The 23,842-nt window shown below is 66.5% G+C and carries 22 protein-coding genes; 10 read left to right on the top strand and 12 right to left on the bottom strand.

From position 1 onward, the window contains the following. Nucleotides 1-179: 179 nt before the first annotated feature. Both murU and P7F68_RS16980 read right to left on the bottom strand, forming a co-directional pair. Nucleotides 180-872, bottom strand: a complete 693-nt coding sequence (gene murU / locus P7F68_RS16975) for an N-acetylmuramate alpha-1-phosphate uridylyltransferase MurU (protein ID WP_277835001.1) — start codon at nt 870-872, stop codon at nt 180-182. Between the two features lie 17 nt (nt 873-889). After that, nucleotides 890-1,930, bottom strand: a complete 1,041-nt coding sequence (locus P7F68_RS16980) for an aminoglycoside phosphotransferase family protein (protein ID WP_002929492.1) — start codon at nt 1,928-1,930, stop codon at nt 890-892. A 326-nt stretch (nt 1,931-2,256) separates the two neighbouring features. On the opposite strand from P7F68_RS16980, the gene P7F68_RS16985 reads away from it, so the two are divergent. Genes P7F68_RS16985 through rsmA form a run of 4 tightly spaced genes read left to right on the top strand, consistent with a single transcriptional unit; the run spans nt 2,257 to nt 7,819 of the window. After that, nucleotides 2,257-4,599: an LPS-assembly protein LptD gene (locus P7F68_RS16985; RefSeq protein WP_277835002.1), complete on the top strand. Its 2,343-nt coding sequence runs from the start codon at nt 2,257-2,259 to the stop codon at nt 4,597-4,599. Between the two features lie 46 nt (nt 4,600-4,645). Beyond that, nucleotides 4,646-5,962 (top strand): peptidylprolyl isomerase, encoded by a 1,317-nt coding sequence (locus tag P7F68_RS16990; protein ID WP_002938988.1) that lies wholly within the window; start codon nt 4,646-4,648, stop codon nt 5,960-5,962. Beyond that, the gene (gene pdxA, locus P7F68_RS16995) at nt 5,959-6,969 is read left to right on the top strand and encodes a 4-hydroxythreonine-4-phosphate dehydrogenase PdxA (protein ID WP_277834896.1); all 1,011 of its coding nucleotides are present in this window, start codon (nt 5,959-5,961) and stop codon (nt 6,967-6,969) included. The genes P7F68_RS16990 and pdxA overlap by 4 nt, the downstream gene beginning before the upstream one ends. 34 nt (nt 6,970-7,003) lie before the next feature. Beyond that, nucleotides 7,004-7,819, top strand: coding sequence for a 16S rRNA (adenine(1518)-N(6)/adenine(1519)-N(6))-dimethyltransferase RsmA (rsmA, locus tag P7F68_RS17000; RefSeq protein WP_002938985.1), 816 nt, complete (start codon nt 7,004-7,006; stop codon nt 7,817-7,819). A gap of 79 nt (nt 7,820-7,898) precedes the next feature. Here the strand turns inward: rsmA and P7F68_RS17005 are convergent, their stop codons facing one another. The 6 genes from P7F68_RS17005 to P7F68_RS17030 all read right to left on the bottom strand — a co-directional run bounded on the left by P7F68_RS17005 (nt 7,899) and on the right by P7F68_RS17030 (nt 13,845). Continuing rightward, nucleotides 7,899-8,090, bottom strand: coding sequence for a YgaP family membrane protein (locus P7F68_RS17005; RefSeq protein ID WP_002929486.1), 192 nt, complete (start codon nt 8,088-8,090; stop codon nt 7,899-7,901). A 137-nt stretch (nt 8,091-8,227) separates the two neighbouring features. Next, nucleotides 8,228-8,917: a Crp/Fnr family transcriptional regulator gene (locus tag P7F68_RS17010; RefSeq protein ID WP_277834899.1), complete on the bottom strand. Its 690-nt coding sequence runs from the start codon at nt 8,915-8,917 to the stop codon at nt 8,228-8,230. A 4-nt stretch (nt 8,918-8,921) separates the two neighbouring features. Continuing rightward, nucleotides 8,922-9,686: an exodeoxyribonuclease III gene (xth, locus tag P7F68_RS17015; RefSeq protein ID WP_277834901.1), complete on the bottom strand. Its 765-nt coding sequence runs from the start codon at nt 9,684-9,686 to the stop codon at nt 8,922-8,924. Further along, complete coding sequence (locus tag P7F68_RS17020; RefSeq protein WP_277834903.1) at nt 9,683-11,773, bottom strand: M3 family metallopeptidase; 2,091 nt, start codon at nt 11,771-11,773, stop codon at nt 9,683-9,685. Before P7F68_RS17020 ends, xth begins: the two co-directional genes overlap by 4 nt. Nucleotides 11,774-11,890: 117 nt before the next feature. Further along, complete coding sequence (locus P7F68_RS17025) at nt 11,891-12,667, bottom strand: DUF2189 domain-containing protein (RefSeq protein WP_002938979.1); 777 nt, start codon at nt 12,665-12,667, stop codon at nt 11,891-11,893. Nucleotides 12,668-12,909: 242 nt separating this feature from the next. After that, the gene (locus tag P7F68_RS17030; RefSeq protein WP_277834906.1) at nt 12,910-13,845 is read right to left on the bottom strand and encodes a phosphoribosylaminoimidazolesuccinocarboxamide synthase; all 936 of its coding nucleotides are present in this window, start codon (nt 13,843-13,845) and stop codon (nt 12,910-12,912) included. Nucleotides 13,846-14,060: 215 nt separating this feature from the next. Here P7F68_RS17030 and P7F68_RS17035 point away from each other — a divergent pair, with 215 nt between their 5' ends. The 6 genes from P7F68_RS17035 (at nt 14,061) to P7F68_RS17060 (ending at nt 19,034) form a co-directional block, all read left to right on the top strand. Then, complete coding sequence (locus tag P7F68_RS17035) at nt 14,061-14,336, top strand: hypothetical protein (RefSeq protein ID WP_002929469.1); 276 nt, start codon at nt 14,061-14,063, stop codon at nt 14,334-14,336. Nucleotides 14,337-14,419: 83 nt separating this feature from the next. After that, a complete protein-coding gene (locus tag P7F68_RS17040) occupies nt 14,420-14,827 on the top strand; it encodes a GFA family protein (RefSeq protein WP_277834908.1) in 408 nt (135 codons plus the stop codon). Between the two features lie 78 nt (nt 14,828-14,905). After that, nucleotides 14,906-15,475, top strand: a complete 570-nt coding sequence (locus P7F68_RS17045; RefSeq protein WP_277834910.1) for a peroxiredoxin — start codon at nt 14,906-14,908, stop codon at nt 15,473-15,475. A 74-nt stretch (nt 15,476-15,549) separates the two neighbouring features. Then, complete coding sequence (locus P7F68_RS17050; RefSeq protein ID WP_277834912.1) at nt 15,550-16,194, top strand: hypothetical protein; 645 nt, start codon at nt 15,550-15,552, stop codon at nt 16,192-16,194. Nucleotides 16,195-16,433: 239 nt separating this feature from the next. Next, on the top strand, nt 16,434-16,715 hold the full coding sequence (locus P7F68_RS17055) for a hypothetical protein (RefSeq protein WP_277834914.1): 282 nt from the start codon (nt 16,434-16,436) through the stop codon (nt 16,713-16,715). Between the two features lie 195 nt (nt 16,716-16,910). Continuing rightward, complete coding sequence (locus tag P7F68_RS17060) at nt 16,911-19,034, top strand: sensor domain-containing diguanylate cyclase (protein ID WP_277834916.1); 2,124 nt, start codon at nt 16,911-16,913, stop codon at nt 19,032-19,034. Between the two features lie 33 nt (nt 19,035-19,067). Here the strand turns inward: P7F68_RS17060 and P7F68_RS17065 are convergent, their stop codons facing one another. From P7F68_RS17065 to P7F68_RS17080, 4 genes are all read right to left on the bottom strand, one after another. Continuing rightward, the gene (locus tag P7F68_RS17065) at nt 19,068-20,363 is read right to left on the bottom strand and encodes a DUF3422 family protein (protein WP_277834918.1); all 1,296 of its coding nucleotides are present in this window, start codon (nt 20,361-20,363) and stop codon (nt 19,068-19,070) included. Nucleotides 20,364-20,485: 122 nt separating this feature from the next. Then, nucleotides 20,486-21,724: a phosphoglycerate kinase gene (locus P7F68_RS17070; RefSeq protein ID WP_277834920.1), complete on the bottom strand. Its 1,239-nt coding sequence runs from the start codon at nt 21,722-21,724 to the stop codon at nt 20,486-20,488. A gap of 88 nt (nt 21,725-21,812) precedes the next feature. Then, nucleotides 21,813-22,694, bottom strand: a complete 882-nt coding sequence (locus tag P7F68_RS17075) for a phosphoribulokinase (RefSeq protein ID WP_002938964.1) — start codon at nt 22,692-22,694, stop codon at nt 21,813-21,815. 18 nt (nt 22,695-22,712) lie between these two features. Continuing rightward, nucleotides 22,713-23,801, bottom strand: coding sequence for a class 1 fructose-bisphosphatase (locus P7F68_RS17080; protein ID WP_277834923.1), 1,089 nt, complete (start codon nt 23,799-23,801; stop codon nt 22,713-22,715). Nucleotides 23,802-23,842: the final 41 nt, after the last annotated feature.

Raw genomic sequence — 23,842 nt, forward strand, 5'->3', positions numbered from 1 at the left:
GGGGGCGACGTGTCTTGGTGGGATACCGAGAAAGGCTCGCGGCTTGCGCCGCTCCCACAGCATCCTGCTGCGGACGATCACCCCCCCAGTGGGAGCGGCGCCAGCCGCGAGGGGTTGGAGGCGATAGTGCTTGTCGCAAGCTCCAGAAGTTCGCGGCTGGCACCGCTCCGGGGGGGGGGTCAAGCGTGGCGCTGTCCAGTGGTGAGGAGCTCGCGATCCAGTTCTGCCAGCCGCTCAGGGGTGCCGACGTCGATCCAGCGTCCGCGGTGGTGCTCGCCGCGGACGCGCCCGATGTGCATGGCGCTGCGCAGGAGCGGCCCGAGCTTGGCTGGTGCGGGGTCGGGCAGGCCGTCGAACAGCGCGGGGTGGTAGGCGCCCAGGCCGGCGAAGGTCAGGCATGGTGCGCAGTCGTCATGGATAAGGCCGTTACCATCAAGATGGAAGTCGCCGTCCGGGTGGTGTGCCGGGTTGTCGACGAGCAGCAGGTGGGCGAGCGCACCGTCGCCATCCAGGCGCCGGGCGGCCGCGCGCAGGGCGGCGAGGTCGGCGTCGCAGAAGACGTCGCCATTGACCACGACGAAGGGCGCATCGCCCAGTAGCGGCAGCGCATGGCGGATTCCACCGGCGGTTTCGAGCGCAGCGGCTTCCGGCGACCAGGCGATGCGCACGCCGAAGGCCGCGCCGTCGCCCAGCGCGTCCTCGAGGCGGAAGCCCAGATGGGCGTGGTTGATCACCAGTTCGGTGAAACCGGCGGCGCGCAAACGCTCGATGTGCCAGACGATCAGCGGTTTGCCACCCACCGCCAGCAGCGGCTTGGGCGTGTGATCGGTGAGTGGGCGCATGCGCTCGCCGCGGCCGGCGGCGAGGATCATGGCTCGGGTGCTTGCCATCAGAAGGTGTAGCCGATCTGGACGTCTTCGGGCTCGAGGCGGTCGAGCAGCTTGAGCAGCGGGCCGAGGTCGCGCCAGCGCTTGCAGGCGCGGCGCAGGTAGTCCATCACCAGCGGCATGTCGGCGAGGTAGCCGTCCTTGCCGTCACGGTGGTAGAGGCGGGCGAAGATGCCGAGGACCTTGATGTGGCGCTGCACGCCCATCCATTCGAAGTCGCGGTGGAAGTCGGCGAACTCGGCGCGTACGGGCAGGCCGAGTTTTTTCGCTGCTTCCCAGTAGCGGATCAGCATGTCGAGGATGAACTCTTCGTCCCAGCGTATGTAGGCGTCCTTGAACAAGGACACCAGGTCGTAGCTGATCGGGCCGTACACCGCGTCCTGGAAGTCGATGACGCCCGGGTTGGCGCCGAGGCCGGCGGTGGGCTCGAGCAGCATCAGGTTGCGCGAGTGAAAGTCGCGATGCACGAACACCTGGGGCTCGGCGAGGTTGACCGCGAGGATCTTCTCGAAGGTCTCGTCGAGCATGGCGGCCTCGGCCTCGCTCAGGCTGATGCCCTTGTGGCGAGCCACATACCAATCGGGGAAGAGCTGCATCTCGCGCAGGAGCAGGCTGCGGTCGTATACCGGCAGCACGCCGGGGCGGCTGGCGCACTGGATCGCTGCAAGGGCACCGAGCGCGTCGGCGTAGAGATGGGCTGCGCGCGGGCAGTCCGGCGCCTCGCCCGCCGAGCGCTGCAGCGCGGCCAGGTAGGTGGTGGAGCCGAGGTCGGATAGGAGGAGGAAGCCGCGCTCGAGATCCTGGGCGAGCACCTCGGGCACATGGGCGCCCGCGCTGCGGAACAACTCGGCAACGTGCAGCCAGGGGCGCACGTCTTCCTGGGCGGGCGGGGCGTCCATGACGATGCGCGTGGGCCCGCCGTCGGCAAAGCGGGCGCGGAAGTAGCGGCGGAAGCTGGCGTCGGCCGAGGCGGGCTCGAGTTCGAAGTCACGTCCGGGCTGGGCGTCGGCAAGCCAGGTCCTTAGCTGTTCTAGACGTTGCAAGCGGGTTCTCCGTGGGGGTTCGTGTACAATCCATGAGTTTATCAATACGCTGGTTCGGGTGGGCTGCCGCACATTGCGAACGACGGGAAGGCTTGGGCTTGATGGCTCCGAATACGCGCATTCGTCTGATTCCACTGTTGTTGCTCGGCATGTCCGGAGCAACCTTCGCCCAAGGGCTACCGCCGCTTCTGGTCTCGCCCGACCTTCTGCGTCCAGCGCCCGCTCGTGTGGTGGCGCCCGTACCTGCTACGGATACGCAGCGGCCTGCTCCGGTCGAGGCTCGCCCACAGGCTCCGAGTCCGGCTGCAGGCCAGGCAAGTGCAACGGTGCCGCAGGTGACGGTGGAAGAACGTAGCCTGCCTGCCGCCGTGCCGCAGACGCAAGCCGTCGCGCCCGAGCAGGCCGAGACCCCGCGCGCGCGCCAGGCTCAGCCCGCGGATGCACCCGCCGCTGCCACGGTGCCGCTGGGCGCGGTGGCGAAGCTGCCTGCCGGAACGACCGCGGTCAGCGCGCTGCGCATCCTGGGAGCGCGTGGCATCGAACTGGTCGCCGAGGGCGAGGCCGAACTGCAGCGCGACGATGTGTTGCTCACGGCAGATCGTGTCACGTACCGCGAGCCGACCGACGAGGTGCTGGCCGAGGGTAACGTGGTGATGCTGCGTGGTCAGGATCGTATCGAGGGGCCCCGTGCGACCCTGGTCGTCGGCGACCAGGTGGGCAGTTTCGAATCGCCGCGTTACGTGCTGTCGCGCGAGCAGGGGCCGCGTGAGGCGGGTGGCGAGGCGCGCCCGGTGGCCGGCAGTGGTGCCGCCGACCTGCTGCGTCTGGAGGGCGAGAACCAGTACAGGCTCGAGAACGCCACGTGGACGACCTGCCGCGCCAATGACCCCGACTGGTACATCAAGGCGCGCGACCTGCAGCTCGACTATGACCGCGAGGTGGGCACTGCTCGTGGTGGATCGGTGGTGTTCATGGACGTGCCCTTGTTCTGGATGCCGTGGGCCGAGTTTCCGCTCAATGGCCAACGCCAGTCCGGCCTGCTGCCGCCGACCTTCGGGTCGTCCAACAAGACCGGTGTCGACTTCACGCAGCCCTACTATTTCAACTTGGCGCCCAACTACGACGCCACGCTCGCGCCCCGCATCATGAGCCGGCGCGGCCTGCAGCTGGGCGGCGAGTTCCGCTACCTGGGCGAGGACTACCAGGGTACGAGCCGGGTCGAGTGGATGCCCAAGGATAACGTCACCGGCGAGGAGCGCCGTCTGGGTGCGCTGCAGCACCAGCACCGCATTGCGCCCAACCTGTATGGCACGGTGGACCTCAATGCGGTATCCGACGACAGTTATTTCGAGGATCTGTCCTCCCGCATCGGTGTTGCGTCCCGGGTCAACCTGCTGCGCGAGGGGCGTCTGATCTATACCGGCGGCTGGTGGACGGCATCGGCGCTGGCGCAGAGCTACCAGACGCTCAGCCCCGATCCTGAATCGAGGAACAGGTCGCCGTATCGCCGCCTGCCGCAACTGCGCCTCGATGCCGCACGCGCAGACCTTCCCGGCGGCGTGAGCGCGGTACTCAATACCGAGTACGTGCATTTCGCGCACGAGGATGCACGGCGTGACCGCGACGAGGCGAGGCGCTTCACCGCCTATCCCCAGGTCTCGCTGCCCATGACGGGAGCCGCCTGGTTCGTGACGCCAAAGGCTGGCCTGCACTACACCAGCTACGACATCGACCGCTCGCCAGCGGATGCTGGCATGAAGACCTCGGTGACCCGCTCGCTGCCCATCGTTTCGGTCGATTCCGGCCTCTTCTTCGAGCGTGACACGAACCTGTTCGGCGGTGATTACCTGCAGACGCTCGAGCCACGGCTCTATTACCTGCGCGTGCCCAGCCGCAAGCAGGACGAGATCCCGCTGTTCGACACCAGCCGCTTCGACGTCGGCTTCGCGCAGCTGTTCTCCGAGAACCGCTTCTCCGGCAGCGACCGCATCGGCGACGCCAACGACCTGACCGCCGCGGTAAGCACGCGCCTGATCGAGTCCGATACCGGCATCGAGCGCCTGCGGGCGGTGGTCGGCCAGCGCTACTACTTCTCCGATCAGAAGGTGTCGCTGAACTCGGGCGACACCCTGCGTCCCTCGGGGCAGGGGGCCGAACTGCTTGCGGGCATCGGCGGGCGTGTCACGCGCACGGGCTCGGGCGATTCCTATGTGCAGTACAACACCGACAGCGGGCGCAGCGAACGCATCAATGCCAGCGTCCGTTACCAGCCGGATTTCGCCAAGGTGCTCAACCTGAGCTACCGCTATGCGCCCAGCCTGCGCATTGCCGACAGCATCGTCGGCCTCGAGGACGTCGACGTCTCCGGCCAGTGGCCGCTTGGGCGGGGCTGGTATGGCGTGGGCCGGGTGACGCATTCGCTCAAGGACAACCGCGTGACCGAAGCCATCGGCGGGCTGGAATACAACGGCGGCTGCTGGGCATTCCGGATTGCGATGCACCGCTTCGCGATCGACGAGAGCGACGTGACCAAGGCCGTCTTCCTGCAGCTCGAGCTCAACGACCTTGCCAGCATCGGCTCGAATCCGGTCAGCCTGATCAAGCGCAGCGTGCCCGGCTATGGCAAGATCAACGACTCTTCGGCGGACCGCGTCTTCGGCGTCGATTGAGCGCCGCAGCCCCTGCCAGTACATGCGAACCCCATTGCAAATGACCATGAATCGCCTAATTTCCCGCACCCGTAGCGCCCTCGTCGTCACCCTCGCCGCGGCTGGCCTGGCCTTGCCGGCCCATGCGCAGACGCGTGCGGTCGAGGTCGATCGCATCATCGCGGTCGTCAACAACGAGGTCATCACCGCCTTGCAGTTACGCGCCCGCGTGGAACAGGCCGAGCGCCAGCTGCGCCGCCAGGGCGTCGAGCTGCCGCCCATGGAAGTCCTCGAGCGCCAGCTGCTCGAGCGCCTGATCGTCGAGCGTGCGCAGGTGCAGCTGGCCGAAGAGACCGCGCTGCGGGTGGACGACACCACGCTCGAACGCGCGATCGAGCGCATCGCCGGCAACAACAACATGTCGATGGAACAGTTGCGTGCGGCGCTCGACGCCGACGGCGTCGCCTGGGGCCGTTTCCGCGACGAGATCCGCACCGAGATCCTGCTCACCCGCCTGCGCGAACGCGAGGTCGATAGCCGCATCGTGGTCACCGACGCCGAGATCGACAATTTCATCGCCAACAACCCGGACGCCTTCTCGGGTCAGGAGTTCGCCGTCGCCCACATTCTGCTGCGTACGCCGGAAGGCGCCTCGCCACAGCAGGTGGAGGTGGTGCGTGCCCGTGCCGAGCAGGCGCTTGTACGCCTGCGCTCGGGCGAGGATTTCGGCCGTGTGGCGGCCGAGATGTCGGACTCGCCCGATGGCCTGTCGGGGGGCGAGCTCGGCTGGCGCCCGCTGGACCGCCTGCCGGCGCTGTTCGCCGATGCGGTTCGCGGCATGAGCCCGGGCGAGACCTCGCCAGTGCTGCGCAGCGCGGCGGGGCTTCACATCGTCCGCCTGGTCGATCGGCGCGGCGGTGGCATCGATACCGCACAACAGCTTGAACAGACGCGCGCACGCCATATCCTGGTGCGCACCTCCGAGGTGCTCGATGACGCCGAGGCCGAGGCTCGCCTGCTCGCGTTGCGCGAGCGCGTGGTCAATGGTGCCGACTTCGGTGATCTGGCCAAGGCCAACTCGGCCGATCTTTCCGCCGCCAGCGGTGGCGACCTGGGCTGGCTGAACCCGGGCGACACCGTGCCCGAGTTCGAGCGTGCGATGAATGCGCTGCAGCCGGGCGAGGTGAGCGCACCGGTGCGCTCGCCCTTCGGCTGGCACTTGATCCAGGTCGTGGAGCGCCGCGTGCAGGACGTCACCGACGAGCGCAAGCGCAATGCAGCACGCATGGCCTTGCGCGAGCGCAAGGCCGAGGAAGGCTACGAGGACTGGCTGCGCCAGTTGCGCGACAGTACCTACGTCGAGCTTCGCCTGGAGCGCGAGTGACACTGGCACACTCCGCGCCCCTGATCGCCGTCACCAGCGGCGAGCCGGCCGGCGTCGGGCCCGAGCTGTGCGCACGACTGGCCGAGCGGCCGTGGTCGGCGCGCCTCGTGGTGCTTGGCGACATCGAACTCATCCGTGAGCGGGCCGCGATGGCAGGGGTTCGGGTCGTGCTGCGCCCCTTCCGTGCCGACGAGGCGGCAGTGGCCGGTACGCTCGATGTACTGCACCTGCCGCTTGCCCGTCCCGCGCGCGCCGGCGCCCTCGACCCGGCCAATGCGGCTCATGTGCTGGCGCTGCTCGACCGCGCGATTGCCGGCTGCGTGCAGGGCGAGTTCGCCGCCATGGTCACCGCCCCGGTGCATAAAGGCGTGATCTGCGAGGGGCTGGGTGCGCACGACTCCCTGCCGTTCAGTGGCCACACCGAATACCTCGCCGAGCATACCGGCACGCCGCGTGTGGTGATGATGCTGGTCGGTGGTGGCCTGCGCGTCGCGCTCGCAACCACCCACCTGCCGCTGGCCGCGGTGCCGGCGGCGATTACCCCCGACCTGCTCGAGCAGACGCTGCGCATCGTGCACAGCGACCTCGTCCGTCACTTTGGCATCGCCAGCCCGCGCGTCCTGGTTGCTGGGCTCAACCCGCACGCGGGTGAGGGGGGGCACATGGGGCGCGAAGAGATCGAGGTCATCGAGCCGGTGCTGGCCCGCCTGCGCGGCGAGGGCATGCACCTGGTCGGCCCCTTGCCGGCAGACACCTTGTTCGTGCCGCACACGCTCGAGCGTGGCGATGCGGTGCTGGCGATGTACCACGACCAAGGCCTGCCTGTGCTCAAGCACGCCAGCTTCGGCGGCGGCGTCAATGTGACCCTGGGACTGCCGATCATCCGCACTTCGGTGGACCATGGCACTGCACTCGACCTGGCCGGCAGTGGCCGCGCCGACGCGGGCAGCCTTTTTGCCGCCGTTGAACTCGCGACTGCCATGGTGGCGGCGCGCGCGGCTGCCTGACCCGCGCCACGCGCCGGGCCGCAAGAGAAGAGACATGCACGACCACGAGACCGACGGCCACCGTGCCCGCAAGCGCTTCGGCCAGAATTTCCTGTCCGACCCCAACATCATCCGCAAGATCATCGACGGCATCCGCCCGCAGGCCGGCGACCTGATGGTCGAGATCGGCCCCGGACTGGGCGCGATGACTGCACCGCTGATCGAGCGTCTGGGCCATCTGCACGTGGTCGAGATCGACCGCGACCTCATCGCCCGCCTGCATGAGCGCTACACACCTGCGCAGATCACGGTGCACGAGGGTGATGCGCTCAAGTTCGACTTCGGTAGCCTGTGTGCCGGGCTTGCCGCAGATGCGGGGCCCGCGCTGCGCATCGTCGGTAACCTGCCGTACAACATTTCGACGCCTATCCTGTTCCACCTCGCTGGCTTTGCCGATCGCGTCAGGGATATGACCTTCATGCTGCAGAAGGAGGTGGTGATGCGCATGGTGGCCGAGCCGGGCACCGAGGAGTACGGCCGGCTTTCGGTAATGCTGCAGTACCGCTTCCGCATGGGACGCTTGTTCGACGTGCCGCCAGGCGCGTTCCGGCCGGCGCCGAAGGTGATGTCGAGCATCGTGCGCATGGCGCCGCTGCCTGTCGATCAGCTCGGTGCTCAGGACGAGGCGCTGCTCGGCCGCATCGTCACTGCGGCCTTCGGTCAGCGCCGCAAGACGCTCAAGAACACGCTGCGCGACTTCGTAGGCGACGCCGACTTCGAGGCCCTGGGCATCGATGGCAGCCTGCGCGGGGAGCGGCTGTCGGTGGCGCAGTTCGTCGCCATCGCCAATCACTGCAGCGCGAGGGGCTGAGACCGCAGCGCCGCCGCGCTGCGCCTGCGCAATGAAAAAAGCCGGGTTACCCCGGCTTTCTGATGTGTTGCGAAGTCGATTACTTCTTGCTGAGCGGGCAGGTGTTGAGGCCGATCAGCGTGTAGGCCGGGCACCAGCCCATCAGGCCGGTAGCCAGCGGCAGGATACCGATCCAGGCCCACACCGGCCCGCCGAACAGGGCCCAGGCGATCAGCGCGATGCCGACCAGGATGCGCAGGATCTTGTCGATGCCGCCAACGTTCGTCTTCATGAGGTTCTCCTTGCTGCAGATGGGTGAGTGGCGCCATTGGACCACGGGCGCATGACCCCGGTCTGTAACCGAGGTTACATAGCGCCCACTTCCATGCGACAGATCCACGTGGCCAAGGTGCCCGTATCCAGTCCGCATCACCCCGGCTTGGCGGAGCCGTCCGCTGCCAGCCTGCGCAGTCCCGTCGCGTCGAGTATCTCGATCTGCTCGCGCCCCAGGCGTACCAGGCCCTGTTCGGCGAATCCCTTCAGCAAGCGGCTCACGATCTCGCGCACGCTGCCAAGTTCGTCGGCGAGGTGCTGATGCGTGGTGTGGATCGTGCGGCCCTTGCCGAGCAGCAGGGCGGCCAGGCGCTGGTCGAGCTTGCGGAAGGCGACCTCCTCGATCAGCTGCATGAGGTCGGCGATGCGCTCGGCGAAGAGGTGGAAGACGAAGTCGCGGAAGGCGCGCTCACCCAGCATGGCGTCGAACACCGGCTTGGGCAGCAGCATCAGCTCGGTGTCGGCCTCGGTGACACCGCGCGCGTTGTAGTCCTCGTGGCCGAGCAGGCAGGACGACGAGATGATGCAGGTCTCGCCCGGGCCAACGCGATAGAGCGGAAGCTCGCGCCCGTTGGGTGCGCACTTGCTTACCCGCACCGAGCCCTCGACCACGAAGGGGAAGCCCTCGCAGGCCTGGCGGTCGTCGAACAGCATCGCCCCTGCAGGCACGCGCATCCATTGCGCGCTCCGCAGCAATTGCGCGCGCGCGGGCGCAGAGAGCTCGGCCAGGACCGGGTAGCGTGCGTCGAGCTGGGCGGCTGTGGTCGGGGATGGGCTGGTGCTCATCGGTTCAGGCCAGCTCCAGCACCACCGGCGCATGGTCCGAAGGCCGCTCCAGCCGGCGCGGCTCCTTGTCCACCGCGCAACTGCGGCAGGCCTCCCGCAGCGCGGGCGACACCAGCAGGTGGTCGATACGGAGGCCGAAATTGCGGCGGAAGGCCATCATCCGGTAGTCCCACCACGAGAATGCGCGCTCGGGCTGCTCGAAGAGGCGGAAGGCGTCGATCAGGCCCAGGTCCTGCAGCGCGTGGAAGGCGGCGCGCTCGGGCTCCGAGACATGGATCTCGTCCTTCCACTCCGGATGGGCGTCGCGGTCCTCGGGGGCGATGTTGAAGTCGCCCGCCAGCACCAGGCGCTCGTGCGTTTTCAGCTCCTCGCGCAACCACTCGGTCAGCGCGGCGAGCCAGCGCAGCTTGTACTCGAACTTGTCCGAACCCACTGCCTGGCCGTTGGGAAAGTAGCCGCACACCACGCGCACGCCGTTGATGGTGGCGGCGATGATGCGCTTCTGCTCGTCCTCGAAGCCGGGGATGTTGCGCACCACCGTCGTCTCTTCGATCGGCTGCGGGCTGAGGATGGCGACGCCGTTGTAGGTCTTCTGGCCGATGAATGCGGCGTGGTAGCCGGCGGCCTCCAGCTCAGCGACCGGGAAGGCCTTGTCTTCGAGCTTGAGTTCCTGCAGGCACAGCGCGTCGGGCTTGTTGGCCGCCAGCCAGTCGAGGACATGCGGCAGGCGGACCTTCAGCGAATTGACGTTCCAGGTGGCGATCTTCATGCCTGCGCCACCATCCCGCTGTGGCGCAGCAGCGCGTCGACCCTGGGCTCGCGACCGCGGAAGGCCTTGAAGGAGTCGAGCGCCGGTCGGCTGCCGCCCACCGCCAGGATCTCGCGCCAGAAGCGTTCGCCGGTCTCGGGGTCGAGCAGGCTGCCCTTGCCCGCGCCGGCTTCCTCGAAGGCCTCGAAGGCGTCGGCCGACAGTACCTCGGCCCACTTGTAGCTGTAGTAGCCGGCCGCGTAGCCGCCGGCGAAGATGTGCGAGAAGCTGTGCGGGAAGCGGTGCCAGGCGGGCGGGATCATCACCGCCACTTCGCGGCGCACTTCGTCGAGCAGGGCCATGACGCGCTCGATCGGGACGGGACCCGAGGAGGCATCCACCTCGCCGTGCAGGCGCAGGTCGAACATCGAAAACTCGAGCTGGCGCACGGTCTGCATGCCGCTCTGGAAGTTCTTGGCGGCGATCATCTTGTCGTAGAGTGCGCGCGGCAGCGGCGCGCCGGTGTCGACGTGGGCGGTCATGCCCTGCAGTACGTCCCATTCCCAGCAGAAGTTCTCCATGAACTGGCTGGGCAGTTCGACCGCGTCCCATTCCACGCCGTGGATACCGGATACCGCCAGTTCGTCCACCTGGGTGAGCAGGTGGTGCAGGCCGTGGCCGCACTCGTGGAACAGGGTGAGCACGTCGTCGTGGGTGAAGGTGGCCGGTTTGCCGCCGACCGGGCCGGGGAAGTTGCACACCAGGTAGGCCACCGGCGTGTCGCTGCCCCAGGTGTTGCGGTGGCGGCTGCGCGCCGAGTCCATCCACGCGCCGCCGCGCTTGGTGCTGCGCGCGTGCAGGTCGAGGTAGAAGTGGCCGACGAGTTCCGGTCCGTCTGCACCGTCCTTCTCGATGCGGAAGAAGCGTACGTCCGGGTCCCAGGTGGGCGCTTCGTCGGGCAGGATGTCGACGCGGTAGAGCGCGCGGATCACGCCGAACAGGCCGTCGAGCACCTTGGGCTCGGGGAAGTATTGCTTCACCTCCTGGTCGGAATAGGCGTAGCGCGCCTGGCGGAGTTTCTCGGAGGCGTAGGCCACGTCCCAGGGTTCGAGCGTATCGAGGCCGAGCTCGGCCCTGGCGAAGGCCTTGAGCTCTTCCAGGTCCTTCTCGGCAAAGGGCTTGGCCTTGGCGGCGAGGTCGCGCAGGAAGCCGAGCACCTGTTCCGGCGTGTCGGCCATCTTGGGAACCAGCGACACCTCGGCGAAGTTGCGATAGCCGAGCATGCGGGCTTCTTCATCGCGCAGCGCAAGGATGCGTCCGATCAGCGGGCCGTTGTCGAGCTCGGGCTTACCCAGCTCGGAAGCGCGGGTGGCGTAGGCGCGGTACATGCGCGCACGCAGTTCGCGGTCGTCGGCGTACTGCAGCACCGGCAGATAGGAGGGCATCTGCAGGGTGAACTTCCAGCCCGGCTTGCCCTCGGCCTCGGCTGCGGCGCGGGCGGCCTGGCGGACATCGTCCGGGATCCCGGCAAGGCCTGCCTCATCGCTGACCCACTCGGCGTGGGCGTTGGTGGCGTCGAGCAGGTTCTCGGAGAACTTGGCTGCGAGCTGGGACTGCTCTTCCTGGATTTCCTGGAAGCGGGGCTTCTGGTCATCGGGCAGTTCGGCGCCGGAGAGGCGGAAGTCGCGCAGCCCGTGCCCGAGGATGCGCTGGCGCACCGGCGACAGGGTGGCGAACTCGGGGCTGTCGTGCAGTGCCTTGTACTTCTCGAACAGCGCCAGGTTCTGACCGACCTCGGCGTAGAAGCGCGAGATCTCGGGCAACATCGCGTTATAGGCCTCGCGCCACTCGGGCACGTCGAACACGCTGTGCAGGTGGCCGACCACGCCCCAGGCGCGGCCGAGGCGCTCGCCGGCCTCGTCCATCGGGCTGACGAAGCCGTCCCAGGTGGGGGTGCCCGGCTCGGCGGTGAGGCGCTCGATCAGCGCGCGGTTCTCGTCGATCAGACTGCGGATGGCAGGCTCGACATGTTCGGGCTTGATGTCCTCGAAGCGCGGCATCGCGGAGAAATCGAGGAGAGGATTGGCTGCGGTGCTGTCGTTCTGCATGGGAATCGTGGGCAATCCAGGGTTGGTTGATGCGGACTATTGTGCCGTAAAAATTGCTGCGGGCGCCGCTATGGGCGCCCGCAGCAATCTCAATTGAACTGCTGTTGGTTGTCGTACTTACTTCTCGATCAGGTCGCGATACGCATGCCAGCTCGCGTGGCCCAGGAGCGGCAGCAGGATGACCATGCCGATCATCATGGTTGCAAAGCCCACCAGGACGAGCGCGACGATGATCGCTGCCCATAGCGCCATCGTGTCGAAGTTCACCTGAACTGCCCGCAGGCTGGTCATGGCTGCGGTTACGCTGTCGACGTCACGATCCATCAGCATCGGAATGGCGACGGCGGACAGCGCGAACACCACGGCCGCCAGCGTGCCGCCGATCACCATGTAGGCGAATACGAAGTACAGGTTCTCGCCCGACATGAAGACGCTGCTGAGAAAGCCTGAGACTTCGGCGAGGTCGCCCCGGAAGAACAGTGCGAAAAGTATCGCCGACAGGCGCTCCCAGGCGATGAGCGCGAGCGCGAGGAAGACCCCGAAGTAGGCGATGCTGTCAGCGTGTCCGCGCAGGCCCCTCATCGAGTCCATGAAGGAGGCCCGTTCGCCGCGCTCGTGCCGGCGTGAGACCTCGTAGAGACCTGCCGCCGCGATCGGACCGACCAGGAAGAAGCCTGAAATGGCCGCTGTGAACAGATAGGGCATGTCGGCGGCGAAGGAGAGTATCAAGTACCCCATCGCAGCGAGCACGACCCCGTAGGGCAGGCTTGCGCCGAGGTTGTCGCGCATATCTTCCCAGCCCAGCTTCAACCACTGCAGGGGGCGCGAACGGTCGATATGGCGAACGTGTGGCAGGTGGAAATGCTGCTCCAGCGAGTTTGACGAGTGGTCCATGGCTGTCTCCCTGTGGTGTGCTGCGAGGGGTGCGCTGTCGCTCCGGCGTCCACGAGGGCGTCTCGGGCGGCAGGCTGACTCTTAGAGTAGGACAGAATCGTCGAGTTCGCGAATACGAGTTGTTCCTGTTCCATCCCGGCAGCCGCCGTTCATAAGCGTGGGGCCCGTCCGCACACGCTTGCGGACGGGCCCCACGGGGCTGCTGCAATCGGGCTGGAACAGAGCGACCCGGCCCGCTGCGCTCAGGCCAGGGCGCAGCCGGTCAGGCGCTCGTAGGCCTCGCGGTACTTGCCTGCGGTGTGCTCAATGACCTCGGCCGGCAACCGGGGGCCGGGCGCGGTCTTGTTCCAGTCGAGCGTTTCGAGGTAGTCGCGCACGTACTGCTTGTCGAAGGACGGTGGGCTGATGCCTTCGCGGTAGCTGTCGGCGGGCCAGAACCGCGACGAGTCTGGGGTGAGCGCTTCGTCGATCAGGTGCAGCGTGCCGGCGGCATCGATGCCGAACTCGAACTTGGTGTCAGCAATGATGATGCCGCGACCTGCAGCGTAGTCTGCTGCTTCGGAGTACAGCGCAATCGCTGCTGTGCGCGCTTCCTCGGCAAGTTGCGCACCGGTCTTGCCAGTGCCGGCGAGCGCGTCCTTCAGCATGGCGTCGCAGCGCGCCTGCGCCTGCTCGAAGGAGATGTTCTCGTCGTGCTCGCCCATGTCCGCCTTGGACGAGGGTGTGAAGATCGGTGCCGGCAGCTTCGCCGCCTGTTGCAGACCCGCCGGTAGCGCGATGCCGCAGATGGCGCCGCTGGCCTGGTAGTCTTTCCAGCCCGAGCCGATCACGTAGCCCCGCACCACCGCCTCGATCGGCAAGGGCTTGAGGCGCTTGACCACCAGTGCGCGTCCGCGCACCTGGTCGCGCTCGTCCGCCGCCACCACCGTCTCGGGGTCGATGCCGGTGAGCTGGTTGGGCAGGATGTGGCCGAGCCTGTCGAACCAGAAGTTGGCCAGCGCCACCAGCACGCGGCCCTTGTCCGGGATCGGGTCGGGAAGGATCACGTCGAAAGCAGACAGGCGGTCGCTGGTCACGATCAGCAGCTTGTCGGCATCGACGGCGTAGATGTCGCGCACCTTGCCGCGGCCGAGTAGCGGCAGGCTCTTGATGGAAGTCTCGAAAATGGGCGTCGCCACGGTGGGGCCTCGGGTTGCTGGCAAAGCCGGGATTATAGGGGAGGGGCGCTCACTTTCGTGATTGTGGAAGGCACAGTCATCGATGGGTTCCAGGCAGTGAGCAATGCTCTGTGCTGGAGTCGTTTGAGAATAGGAAATGTGGCGTGTCCTTGAGTATCGCCGACTGAATTCTAAGGGCCGCAGTGCTTGTTCCGCGGGTGGGCAAGGGGCGAGCCTTGAAGGTAAGCATCGTGACGGGCACAGCCTTGGCGTTCGGTGTGTGTTACCTGCTTGTCCCCGGCATCGGAGTGAATGAGCCAGGGGCACTCCTTGCCATTGGGCTTGCCTTGGCATTGTTCATGGCCAGCTTCGATATCGTTCTGGCCAGGACGCTTCTCAAACGGCCATGGGCCAGGGTGTTCAGAGACTTCGATCCACGAACAGGAAACTACCTGTCATTTGGTCTGTTGCTTCTGGTCGTCATTCCGTATGCTGTAATGGCGTTGCGTTGAGGCCGCGGTCACATGTGCTGTGACCGTGCCAGGCGCGCAGGTGGCCGAGTGTTCCGCTGCAACAGTCTCTGGAGGGTAGGCGCATGAAAGGTCGTTGTCTTTGTGGCGCAGTGAACCTCATCTCGCCCGACGTGAAGGAAATTGGTGCCTGCCATTGCGGGTTCTGTCGGCGATGGGGTGGTGGGCCACTCCTGGCCGTTCATTGTGGGCCAGACGTGCAGTTTGAGGGGGCTCAGCATATCTCGGTGTTTTCGTCATCCGAGTGGGCAGAGCGAGGCTTCTGCAGTAGATGTGGAACACACCTCTATTACAAGCTCTTGTCCACTGGCGCCTACTTCGTCCCTGCTGGCGTGTTCGATTCCACCGATTTCGAGATCGTCACGCAGGTCTATATCGACAGGAAGCCGGGCTACTATGCGCTCGCGAACCAGACGCCCACATTGACCGAACGGCAGGTCATCGAGCGGTACAGCTCTCCCGATAGCCACTGAGGCGGGGGCTCCGGACCGGGGCGGTGCGCGCTGTTTGCAGCCGATACGGGTGCTTGACCCTTACTTGATGAAACTGCCATGAATATCAATCCTTCCGTGTTACCCCCCGAGTTGCCGTGTCCCGTCGATGATGGGGCGGCTGCGCATCTTGAAGGCGCATCTGCGCCAGATCTGGTGCTCGCCGCCACCGATGGTTCGACGGTCAATCTGAGCACCCTGCATGGTTCATGCGTCATCTACGTATATCCCCGGACCGGGCAGCCAGGTGTGCCTTTGCCGGATGGCTGGGATGCAATTCCTGGTGCGCGCGGCTGTACGCCGCAGTCCTGCAGCTTCCGTGACCACCATGGCGAGCTCGCCGCGCTTGGGGCGCGTGTTTTCGGCCTGAGTGCCCAGAGCTCGGATTACCAGCGCGAAGCCCGCGACCGGCTGCGTCTGCCTTTTGAACTGCTGAGCGATAGTGCGCTTGCCTTGAAGACGGCGCTGCACCTGCCGACCTTCAACGCCGCAGGCATGGAGCTATACAAGCGCTTGACGCTGGTCGTCGAGGAGGGCGTCATCCGCAAGGTGTTCTATCCCGTGTTTCCGCCGGACAGGAGTGCTGAGGATGTTCTTGAGTGGTTGCGCATGCACAGAGGACAAGGCTGACAGGATTGACGGGGACGTTCAGGGCACCGGTGCTCTTCATCGAAGTGCCTTCTTGACGCGGATCGAGGGATATCATGCAGTTGCTTCGTGGCGTGCTTGTATTGTCGGCGGCCGGTATTGGCCTGTACTTGGTGTTGATGAAGTCGGGTGCCGACCCTCATGGCGCAGCAGTGGTCAGAGACCATGCCGCCGTGTTTGCAACGGCGATCGACACCGAGCTCGAACGCCTGGCTCCGGCTTGCATCACCATACCCGGCGCATTCCCGCGCTCGCCGATGTGGAACCATATCCCGTGCGACGCATGCAAGGGGCTGGAGCAGGCCGGGCTGCTGGCGTTCTCGGACGGGAAGTACCATCTGCTCGAGGCCGGCGAGCCTTACTACAGCCGTCGTGAGTCGAGGTTCTGCTTTGGCGAGGTCAAGGTCCGCGAGATCGCCGAATCCCTGCCGGTTCATGCCATGGACGGCACCCGTTTCGTTTCCTTGAAGTATGTGCCGGAGATTCACTCGCCCGCGCCCTTCCTGTTCACCCCGGAAGCGCGCGCACTCGGGTTGCCCGAACCGCTGCCCGCCAAGGGCGGGGGGGCACCGTGGCTGGGTGCTGAACAGATCATCACGTTCGCGTTCTCTGACGATGGCGGCGTGATTTCCGTGTCGCCGTGGTCGGGTTACCGTTACGGCAAGTACGCGCGCGAGCGCGAGGCTGGCGCCTGGCACTGATCCGGGGGCAGACTGCCGCCTGCCGAATGCTTGCTATGCGTTCGGAATTGACGGGGGTATAATTCGGTGCTCGATCAGACGCTGTCCTGCAGTTGCAGGCTGGGTCCCCCGTGTTGAAACAATGCGTTGCCAGACGCGCTCCGAGTGCCCACCGCTGAATCATGAAGGCCTTTCTGTGCAGACTCATCGGTTTTGCGACGGACACGACGCCTGCTGTCAGGTCGCGAGAGAAGACGCCGGTGATCTACAAGTTCAAGCGCGACGTACTGTCGATCGTGGCCAAGTTGAACAATGGCGTCAGGGACCCCGATTGCGCCACGATCAAGCGCCAGACAATGTTCGTGCAGTCGCAGCTCTTCCACAGCATCTATCATGATCCGGCCGTACCCGAGGCAACGAAGAAGCTGTTGATGGAGTACCACCTCAAGAGTGTGCGGGCAACGATTGGCGACATGCGTGGGGGGCGTGTCCGTGAAGAGTTGCAGGAGTCGGGCAGTAGCAGGGTGCAGGGCGCTGCCTAGGCCGGACGGCGCGGGTGCGCCAGGGGGGCAGCCCGTCAGCCGACTGTGTGACGCATTGCCGCGTAGGGGCGCGATTTGTCGTGGCCGTCCTTGAGAATGCGTGCGACCGTGATGCTTGATGGCGCTATTTTGCGCTGCAGCATCTAGAATCCGGTCCGTGCATTCATACTGGCGCTGGCAGTGCGCCCCGATATCGTGTCTCTTTCCGATCAAGCTCGAGTCATTCCGCGGCTTCACCTCGTCGGTACCCTGGTTGTTGTTGTCGTCCTGACGCTGGCCCTGGGCAGCATCTTTTCCTGGCAGCACATCGATGCGCATCGGGCCTCGATCGCGCGTCTGGAGCAGGTTGTTACCGCCAAGCTGGAAGCGCGCCTGGACGCCGAGATGGCCTCTGCGCTCGACTATCTGGAGTTCACCCGCTCGCGCACCGAAGAGACGCTGCGCAACGCCGTCATCGAGCCTGTGGAAGCGGCGCTCCAGATCGCAACCGCCATACATGCGCGTGAAGTGGGACGGCGACCCGATGACGATATTCAGCGTTTGATTGTCGAGGCGCTCAGGCCTGTGCGTTTCTTCGATGGGCGAGGATATTTCTTCATCGACGACATGAGCGGTCGCTTCATCCTGCTGCCCACCGCCCCGCAGTTCGAAGGGCGGCTGATGCCGGATAACCAGGACGACACTGGCCGCTACATCATGCGGGGCCTCATCGATGCAGCACGCCTGCCACCGGGACAGGGGTTCTTCCGCTACCGCTGGTACCGTCCTGATGACCCTCAGCGCATGGCCGACAAGCTTGCCTATGTCCGCCACTTCGAGCCTTACGACTGGCTGATCGGCACAGGCGATTACACCTACGAGTGGGAAATCCATCTGCAGAATGAGGCGCTGGCCCGACTGCGCGGCTTCCGCTTTGGTGAAAGTGGCTATGTCGGCCTGATCGATGCCGAAGGCCGCTCCCTGCTTTCGCCCTCCGAGCCCGAACTCGAAGGCAAGCATTTCAGCGAGCTTCCTGCCGAGCAGGGCGAGGCTTTGCGCACTCTGTATGCCAAGGCGCGCGAGGGTGGAGGGTTGGTGCGCTACTTGTGGCGCAATCCGGCGACCGGCGTGCTTGCGCCCAAGCTGGCCAGAGTGGAGACTGCCCAGCCTTGGGGCTGGATTCTCGTCGTTGCCGTGTTCGAGGACGAACTGCATGGCGCCCTGCTTGCCGAGCGCGAGTCGTTCGAACGCATGAGCGGTCCGCGAGGGCGCGGCCTGATGATCGCGCTGGGGCTTGCGCTGGGCGTCGCCCTGGTTGCGTCCTGGCTGTTCTCGCGCTGGTCCGGACGTCTCTTCATGCGCTATCACGACGAGAACCGTGCCCAGCGTGCGGCCCTGAGGGCGCAGGCGGAGCGCTTGCGTGAGAGTGAGGACAAGCTCGCGACGATCCTCGACAGTGTCGAGGCCTACATCTATATCAAGGGCGCGGACTATCGCTACAGCTATGCGAACCGCCTGGTATGCGACTTGTTCGATTGTCGTCAGGCAGACCTGGTCGGCAAGACCGACGCGGATTTCTTCGATGCGGCCACCGCTGCGAATCTGGCGCGCAATGACAGAAGAGTGATCGAGCACGGCGAGCGCGTGGCGGTCGAAGAGATCAACACCACCCGCGGCGGCACGGCCGAGCGCACCTTCATGTCAGTCAAGTTGCCGCTGCGCCGGGAGGATGGTTCGATCTACGCGTTGTGCGGCATATCCACGGACATCACCCAGCGCAAGGCCATGGAGGAGGAGATCCGCCATCTGGCCTTCTACGATGCGCTCACCGACCTTCCCAACCGCAGATTGCTGGTCGATCGCCTGCAGCAGCTGCTCGCGCAGGGCAGCCGCAACGCCCAGCATGGGGCGCTGCTGTTCATCGACCTTGACAACTTCAAGGCGCTCAACGACACCTTGGGGCATGACCAGGGCGATGTGCTGCTCGTGGAAGTGGCATGCCGGCTGCGGTCCTGCGTGCGCGAGGAGGACACCGTCGCCCGCATCGGCGGCGACGAGTTCGTGGTGATGCTGGGCGGGTTGGGCGTGCGCGAGGACGAGGCGGTTGCACATGCCCGAGCCGTCGGCGAGAAGATCCTGGACTGCCTCGGGAAACATTATGTGTTGCAGGGGCACGTCCATGTCAGCACGCCAAGCATCGGCATCAGAGTCTTTGCGGGCAAGGGATTGCAGGTGGACGAGCTGATCAGGCAGGCCGACCTCGCCATGTACGAGGCCAAGGCTGCCGGCCGCAACACGCTGCGCTTCTTCGCCCCCGAGCTGCCCCAACGCCCGCACTAGGCCGTGGGACGGAGCAGGGCCGTGGCGGGCAGCTCAGGGATGGCCGCTGCGCTCTTCCCGCGCCAGCAACTTGCGCATTCGCCGCAAGCCCATGTACACCAGCCCGGCGATGACCGGAATCGACGCCGCGGTGAGCACTTCCGGCGTGGCTGGCGCGATGAAGTCCTTGGCGCCCTTGGCGACGTAGTTGACCAGTTGCGAAGCGTAGTAGGTGATGGCCACCACCGACAGGCCTTCCACCGTCTCCTGCAGATGGAGCTGGATCTTGGCGCGGCGGTTCATCTGCGCGAGCAACTCCTGGTTCTGGCGTTCGAGCTCGATGTCGACCCGCGTACGCAGCAGTTGCGAGTTGCGTGCGACGCGGCCGGACAGATCCTCCTGGCGGCGGGCGATCGTCGCGCAGGTGGCGATGGCCGGGGCCAGCCGGCGTTCCATGAACTCGCGCATGGTGGGGAAGCCGTTCAGCCGTGACTCGCGCAGTTCGTCGATGCGTTGTTGCACCAGGCGGTAGTAGGCCGCTGCGGCGCCGAAGCGGAAGGTGGTGCGGGCCACCGAGCGTTCGACCTCTGCCGCCAGGCGGGTGAGGCGGCCTAGCATGATGCGGTCGTCGTCGGTGCTGCGGGCCTGGCCGAGGCCGTCCATGAGGTCTGCGAGCTCATCCTCTGCTCGAGAAAGCAGACGGCCAACCTCCTTGGCGACCGGAAAGGCGAGCAGGGCCATCACGCGATAGGTTTCGATCTCGACCAGGCGTTGCACCATGCGGCCGGCCTGGCGCGGGGTGAGGCCGTCGTCGAGCAGCACGAAGCGCGAAAAGCCGTCGTGGATGTGGAAGTCGGTGAACACCCAGCCGGCACAATCCGCCACGCGTGAGGCGACCAGGGTTTCGCCGCGCGGCGAGGCCTGCTCGAGCAGGCTGTCGGGGAGGACGTCGTCCGTGCTGCGGACCTCGATATGGGTGGCGGCGATGATCTGCCCCGGGATGTCCCGCCGCCACGCTGCAGGTACGGCCAGCAGTGCGTGCTCCTCGCTGCTGTCACCGGCCAGGATGGGGCGGAAGAAGGTGTAGCTGGAGAACTCGTTGTGTCGTTCCCACTTGAGGCGAAAACCGTCCATCTCGAGCAGGACGTGGCCGCTGTCGGTAACCGGGGAGTCGAGGCCGAACTGCTCGGCCAGCGCCGAGAGATGGGCTGCCTCGCGACTGGCGCTGCCTTCATGGTGAAGGACTGCCAGGTAGCTCACGTACTCGGGCGCGTCGAGCGGAACGGGCGGGCGGGCGTGTACCTCGTCGTTGAGCGGGCGGCGCAGGGGGTGCTGTTCGGGCAGGGACATGGAGGGGGAGGAGGCCGAGTGGGGATGGGAATGCGGATCTGTCGGCATTCTTGCCCACCGCTGCAGGCGATGACAAGCCGCTGCGGAGGGCGGCCCGCCCACCGCAGCCAGTGGGTGCCCGCTCAGCTGAGCTCCGGCTCATGCTCGAACTGCGGGACCGGTCCGATGCGACGGCTCGCCGTGCGGGCGCGGGTGCGCAATGCGGCGACGGCCGGCAGTTCGCTGCCTTCGAGAAACGCCAGGAAGGCGCCGCCACCGGTGGAGATGTAGTCGATCTGCTCGCCGACGTCGAAGCGTGCTATGGCCGCCAGCGTGTCGCCGCCGCCTGCGATGCTGTAGGCCGGGCTGGCGGCGATGGCTGAGGCGAGTGCCCGCGTGCCGGCCGCGAACGCGTCCATCTCGAACACGCCAACCGGGCCGTTCCATACGATGGTGCCGGCGCGGGCGAGCACGCCAGCGAGCGAATCCCGGCTCTGCGGCCCGATGTCGAGGATCATGGTGCCTGGTGGTACGTGCTCGGTGTCATGGTTACGGGCGTCGGCGTCGGGGGCGAAGCGGTCGGCGACCACCACGTCCTCGGGCAGCCAAACCACGCCGCCGTGTTCAGCCAGCCGGCGCTCGATGCGGCGGGCGGCGTCGAGCAGGTCGGGTTCGTGCAGGGAGGCGCCGACCTCGCAGCCGCGCGCGGCGAGGAAGGTGTTGGCGATGCCGCCGCCCAGTACGAGCACGTCCACCTTGGCAGCCAGACTCTCGAGGATGGTGAGCTTGGTCGACACCTTCGAGCCGGCGACGATCGCCGCGAGCGGGCGCGCGGGGTGGGCCAGCGCACGTCCCAGCGCATCGAGTTCGGCCGTCATCAACGGCCCGGCGCAGGCCACCGGCGCGGCGAGTGCCAGTGCGTGGAGGGTGCATTCCTTGCGGTGTGCGGTGCCGAAGGCGTCGTTGACGTAGACGTCGATGAAGCGGGCGATGCGGGCGGCGAGCCGTGGGTCATCGGCCTTCTCGCCGACATTGCCCCGGCAGTTCTCGAGCAGCACCAGCTCGCTCGCACGCACGCCGAAGCCGCCGTCGGTCCAGTCCTTGACCAGCGGCACGGGGTGTCCGAGCAGTGAGGATAATGCGCCAGCGACGGGTGCCAGCGAGTCGGCGGCTGCGAGCGCTCCTTCGACCGGGCGTCCGAGGTGCGAGGTGATCATGACCGCTGCACCGGCGTCCAGGCAGTGGCGGATGGCGGGCAGTGTGGCGCGGATGCGCGTGTCGTCCGCGAGGCTGCCGTCTGCATTGAAGGGAACATTCAAGTCGGCGCGGATGAAGACCCGCTTGCCGGCAAGGTCGAGGTCGGACAGACGCAGAAAGTTCATCGGAGGACTCCTTTCGATGGTGCGCGGGCACGCAGGCTGCGGATGCGAGCAGGGGCGTGAGCGGTGCGTTGTGGCCGGTGTTTCGTCGTCATTGCGCCAGCGCCTTGCGACGGCGGTCCATCAGGCGCCAGATGAAGGGGGTGAAGATCAGCTGCATGGCCAGCTCCATCTTTCCGCCCGGCACCACGATGGTGTTGGCACGGCTCATGAAGCTGTCGTTGATCATGTTGAGCAGGTAGGGAAAGTCGATGCCCTTGGGGTTGGCGAAGCGGATCACCACCATTGATTCGTCGGCGGTCGGGATCGAGCGCGCGATGAAGGGGTTGGAGGTATCCACCATCGGCACGCGCTGGAAGTTCACATGGGTGCGGGCGAACTGCGGGCAGATGTAATGAACGTAGTCGTGCATGCGGCGCAGGATGGTATCGGTGACGGCCTCGGTGGAGTAGCCGCGGGTGCTCTTGTCGCGGTGCAGCTTCTGGATCCACTCCAGGTTCACCACCGGCACCACGCCGATCAGCAGGTCGACGAAGCGGGCCACGTCCACCTGCTCGTGCTGGACGGCGCCGTGCAGGCCCTCGTAGAACAGCAGGTCGGTGCCGGTGGGCAGCTCTTCCCAAGGGGTGAACGTGCCCGGCGGCTGCTGGTAGTGCTCGGCCTCTTCCAGGCTGTGAAGGTACTTGCGGCGCCTGCCGCCGCCGGATTCGGCGTAGCTGCGAAAGAGGTTCTCGAGTTCGCCGAAGAGGTTGGCCTCGGGGCCGAAGTGGCTGAGCTGGCAGCCCGTGCTGCCCTCGCGGGCGGCGAGCTTCTCGCGCATCGTCTTGCGGTCGTAGGCGTGGAAGCTGTCGCCTTCGATGACGGCGGCGGCGACGCCTTCGCGGCGGAACACCTCCTCGAAGGTGCGCTGCACGGTGCTGGTGCCGGCACCGGAGGAGCCAGTGATGGCGACGATCGGGTGGCGTTCGGACATGATGTCTCCCCTCGGCCCCTATTGGGCGAATTCGGTGTCACGGAACAGGGAGCGGGCGTGGAACAGTGGCAGCTCGTCCTGCACGCTGCCGATCACCGGTTCGTGGTGGTAGCGCTCGATGCGCTCGACTTCTTCCCGCGACCCGAAGACGAAGCCGATGCGCTGGTGCAGGCTTTCGGGCCGGACCTCTAGCGTCGGGCGCACGCCGGTGCTGGCGCGGCCGCCGGCCTGCTCGATGAGGAAGCCGATCGGGTTGCATTCGTAGAGCAGGCGCAGCCGGCCGGGCCTGGCCGGGTCCTTGCGGTCGCGCGGGTAGAGGAAGACGCCGCCGCGCATCAGGATGCGGTGGGTCTCGGCCACCAGCGAGGCGATCCAGCGCATGTTGAAGTCGACGCCGCGCGGGCCGCTGCGCCCGGCCAGGCACTCGTCGACGTAGCGCCTTACCGGCGGCTCCCAGAAGCGCGCGTTGGACGCATTGATGGCGAACTCGCGCGTGGTCTGGGGTACGCGGATGCCGGGGTGGGTGAGATAGAACTCGCCGATGATCGGGTCGAGGGTAAAGCCCGCGACCCCGTTGCCGACGCTGAGCACCAGCATCGTCGAGGGGCCGTAGATGGCGTAGCCGGCGGCGACCTGGCGGCGGCCGGGCTGCAGGAAGTCCGCGGCCGTGGCGTCCTCGCCGGGGGTGGGGGCGCGCAGGATCGAGAAGATGGAGCCGACGGCAACGTTGACGTCGATGTTGCTTGATCCGTCGAGCGGATCGAAGGCAAGCAGGTACTTGCCGCGCTGGTCGCTGGCGGGCAGCGGGATGGGGGCCTCGTTCTCTTCCGACACCATGCCGGCGAGGTCGCCGCCCCAGTGCGTGGCGCGCAGGAAGATCTCGTCGGCGAGCACGTCGAGCTTCTTCTGCTCCTCGCCCTGCACGTTGGCACTGCCGTGGCTGCCGAGTACGTCGGCGAGTGCGCCGTGGGCGACTGCGCGCGAGATGGCCTTGCATGCCTGGGCGATCTGCAGGATCAGAGCGTTGAATTCGCCGGTGGCCTCGGGGGTGCGGCGGCGGTGTTCGATCAGGTATTCGGTGAGCGTGCTGCGGTCGAGGTTGAACATGGTCTGTCTCCCCCGGCGTGGTGCCGGAACGGTGCTTGTCG

This window comes from Thauera mechernichensis, from assembly GCF_029588855.1.
In the GTDB taxonomy this organism is placed as follows: domain Bacteria; phylum Pseudomonadota; class Gammaproteobacteria; order Burkholderiales; family Rhodocyclaceae; genus Thauera; species Thauera mechernichensis.

What these genes read in the sequence shown, in the direction of transcription:
- P7F68_RS17040 (WP_277834908.1), top strand. Translation starts at nt 14,420, where the DNA reads ATGAAAGGTCGTTGTCTTTGTGGCGCAGTGAACCTCATCTCGCCCGAC.
- P7F68_RS17010 (WP_277834899.1), bottom strand. Translation starts at nt 8,917, where the DNA reads ATGAGCACCAGCCCATCCCCGACCACAGCCGCCCAGCTCGACGCACGC.
- rsmA (WP_002938985.1), top strand. Translation starts at nt 7,004, where the DNA reads ATGCACGACCACGAGACCGACGGCCACCGTGCCCGCAAGCGCTTCGGC.
- P7F68_RS17005 (WP_002929486.1), bottom strand. Translation starts at nt 8,090, where the DNA reads ATGAAGACGAACGTTGGCGGCATCGACAAGATCCTGCGCATCCTGGTC.
- P7F68_RS17025 (WP_002938979.1), bottom strand. Translation starts at nt 12,667, where the DNA reads ATGGACCACTCGTCAAACTCGCTGGAGCAGCATTTCCACCTGCCACAC.
- murU (WP_277835001.1), bottom strand. Translation starts at nt 872, where the DNA reads ATGATCCTCGCCGCCGGCCGCGGCGAGCGCATGCGCCCACTCACCGAT.
- P7F68_RS17065 (WP_277834918.1), bottom strand. Translation starts at nt 20,363, where the DNA reads ATGTCCCTGCCCGAACAGCACCCCCTGCGCCGCCCGCTCAACGACGAG.
- xth (WP_277834901.1), bottom strand. Translation starts at nt 9,686, where the DNA reads ATGAAGATCGCCACCTGGAACGTCAATTCGCTGAAGGTCCGCCTGCCG.
- P7F68_RS17050 (WP_277834912.1), top strand. Translation starts at nt 15,550, where the DNA reads ATGCAGTTGCTTCGTGGCGTGCTTGTATTGTCGGCGGCCGGTATTGGC.
- P7F68_RS17070 (WP_277834920.1), bottom strand. Translation starts at nt 21,724, where the DNA reads ATGAACTTTCTGCGTCTGTCCGACCTCGACCTTGCCGGCAAGCGGGTC.
- P7F68_RS17020 (WP_277834903.1), bottom strand. Translation starts at nt 11,773, where the DNA reads ATGCAGAACGACAGCACCGCAGCCAATCCTCTCCTCGATTTCTCCGCG.
- P7F68_RS17045 (WP_277834910.1), top strand. Translation starts at nt 14,906, where the DNA reads ATGAATATCAATCCTTCCGTGTTACCCCCCGAGTTGCCGTGTCCCGTC.
- P7F68_RS17080 (WP_277834923.1), bottom strand. Translation starts at nt 23,801, where the DNA reads ATGTTCAACCTCGACCGCAGCACGCTCACCGAATACCTGATCGAACAC.
- P7F68_RS16990 (WP_002938988.1), top strand. Translation starts at nt 4,646, where the DNA reads ATGAATCGCCTAATTTCCCGCACCCGTAGCGCCCTCGTCGTCACCCTC.
- P7F68_RS17075 (WP_002938964.1), bottom strand. Translation starts at nt 22,694, where the DNA reads ATGTCCGAACGCCACCCGATCGTCGCCATCACTGGCTCCTCCGGTGCC.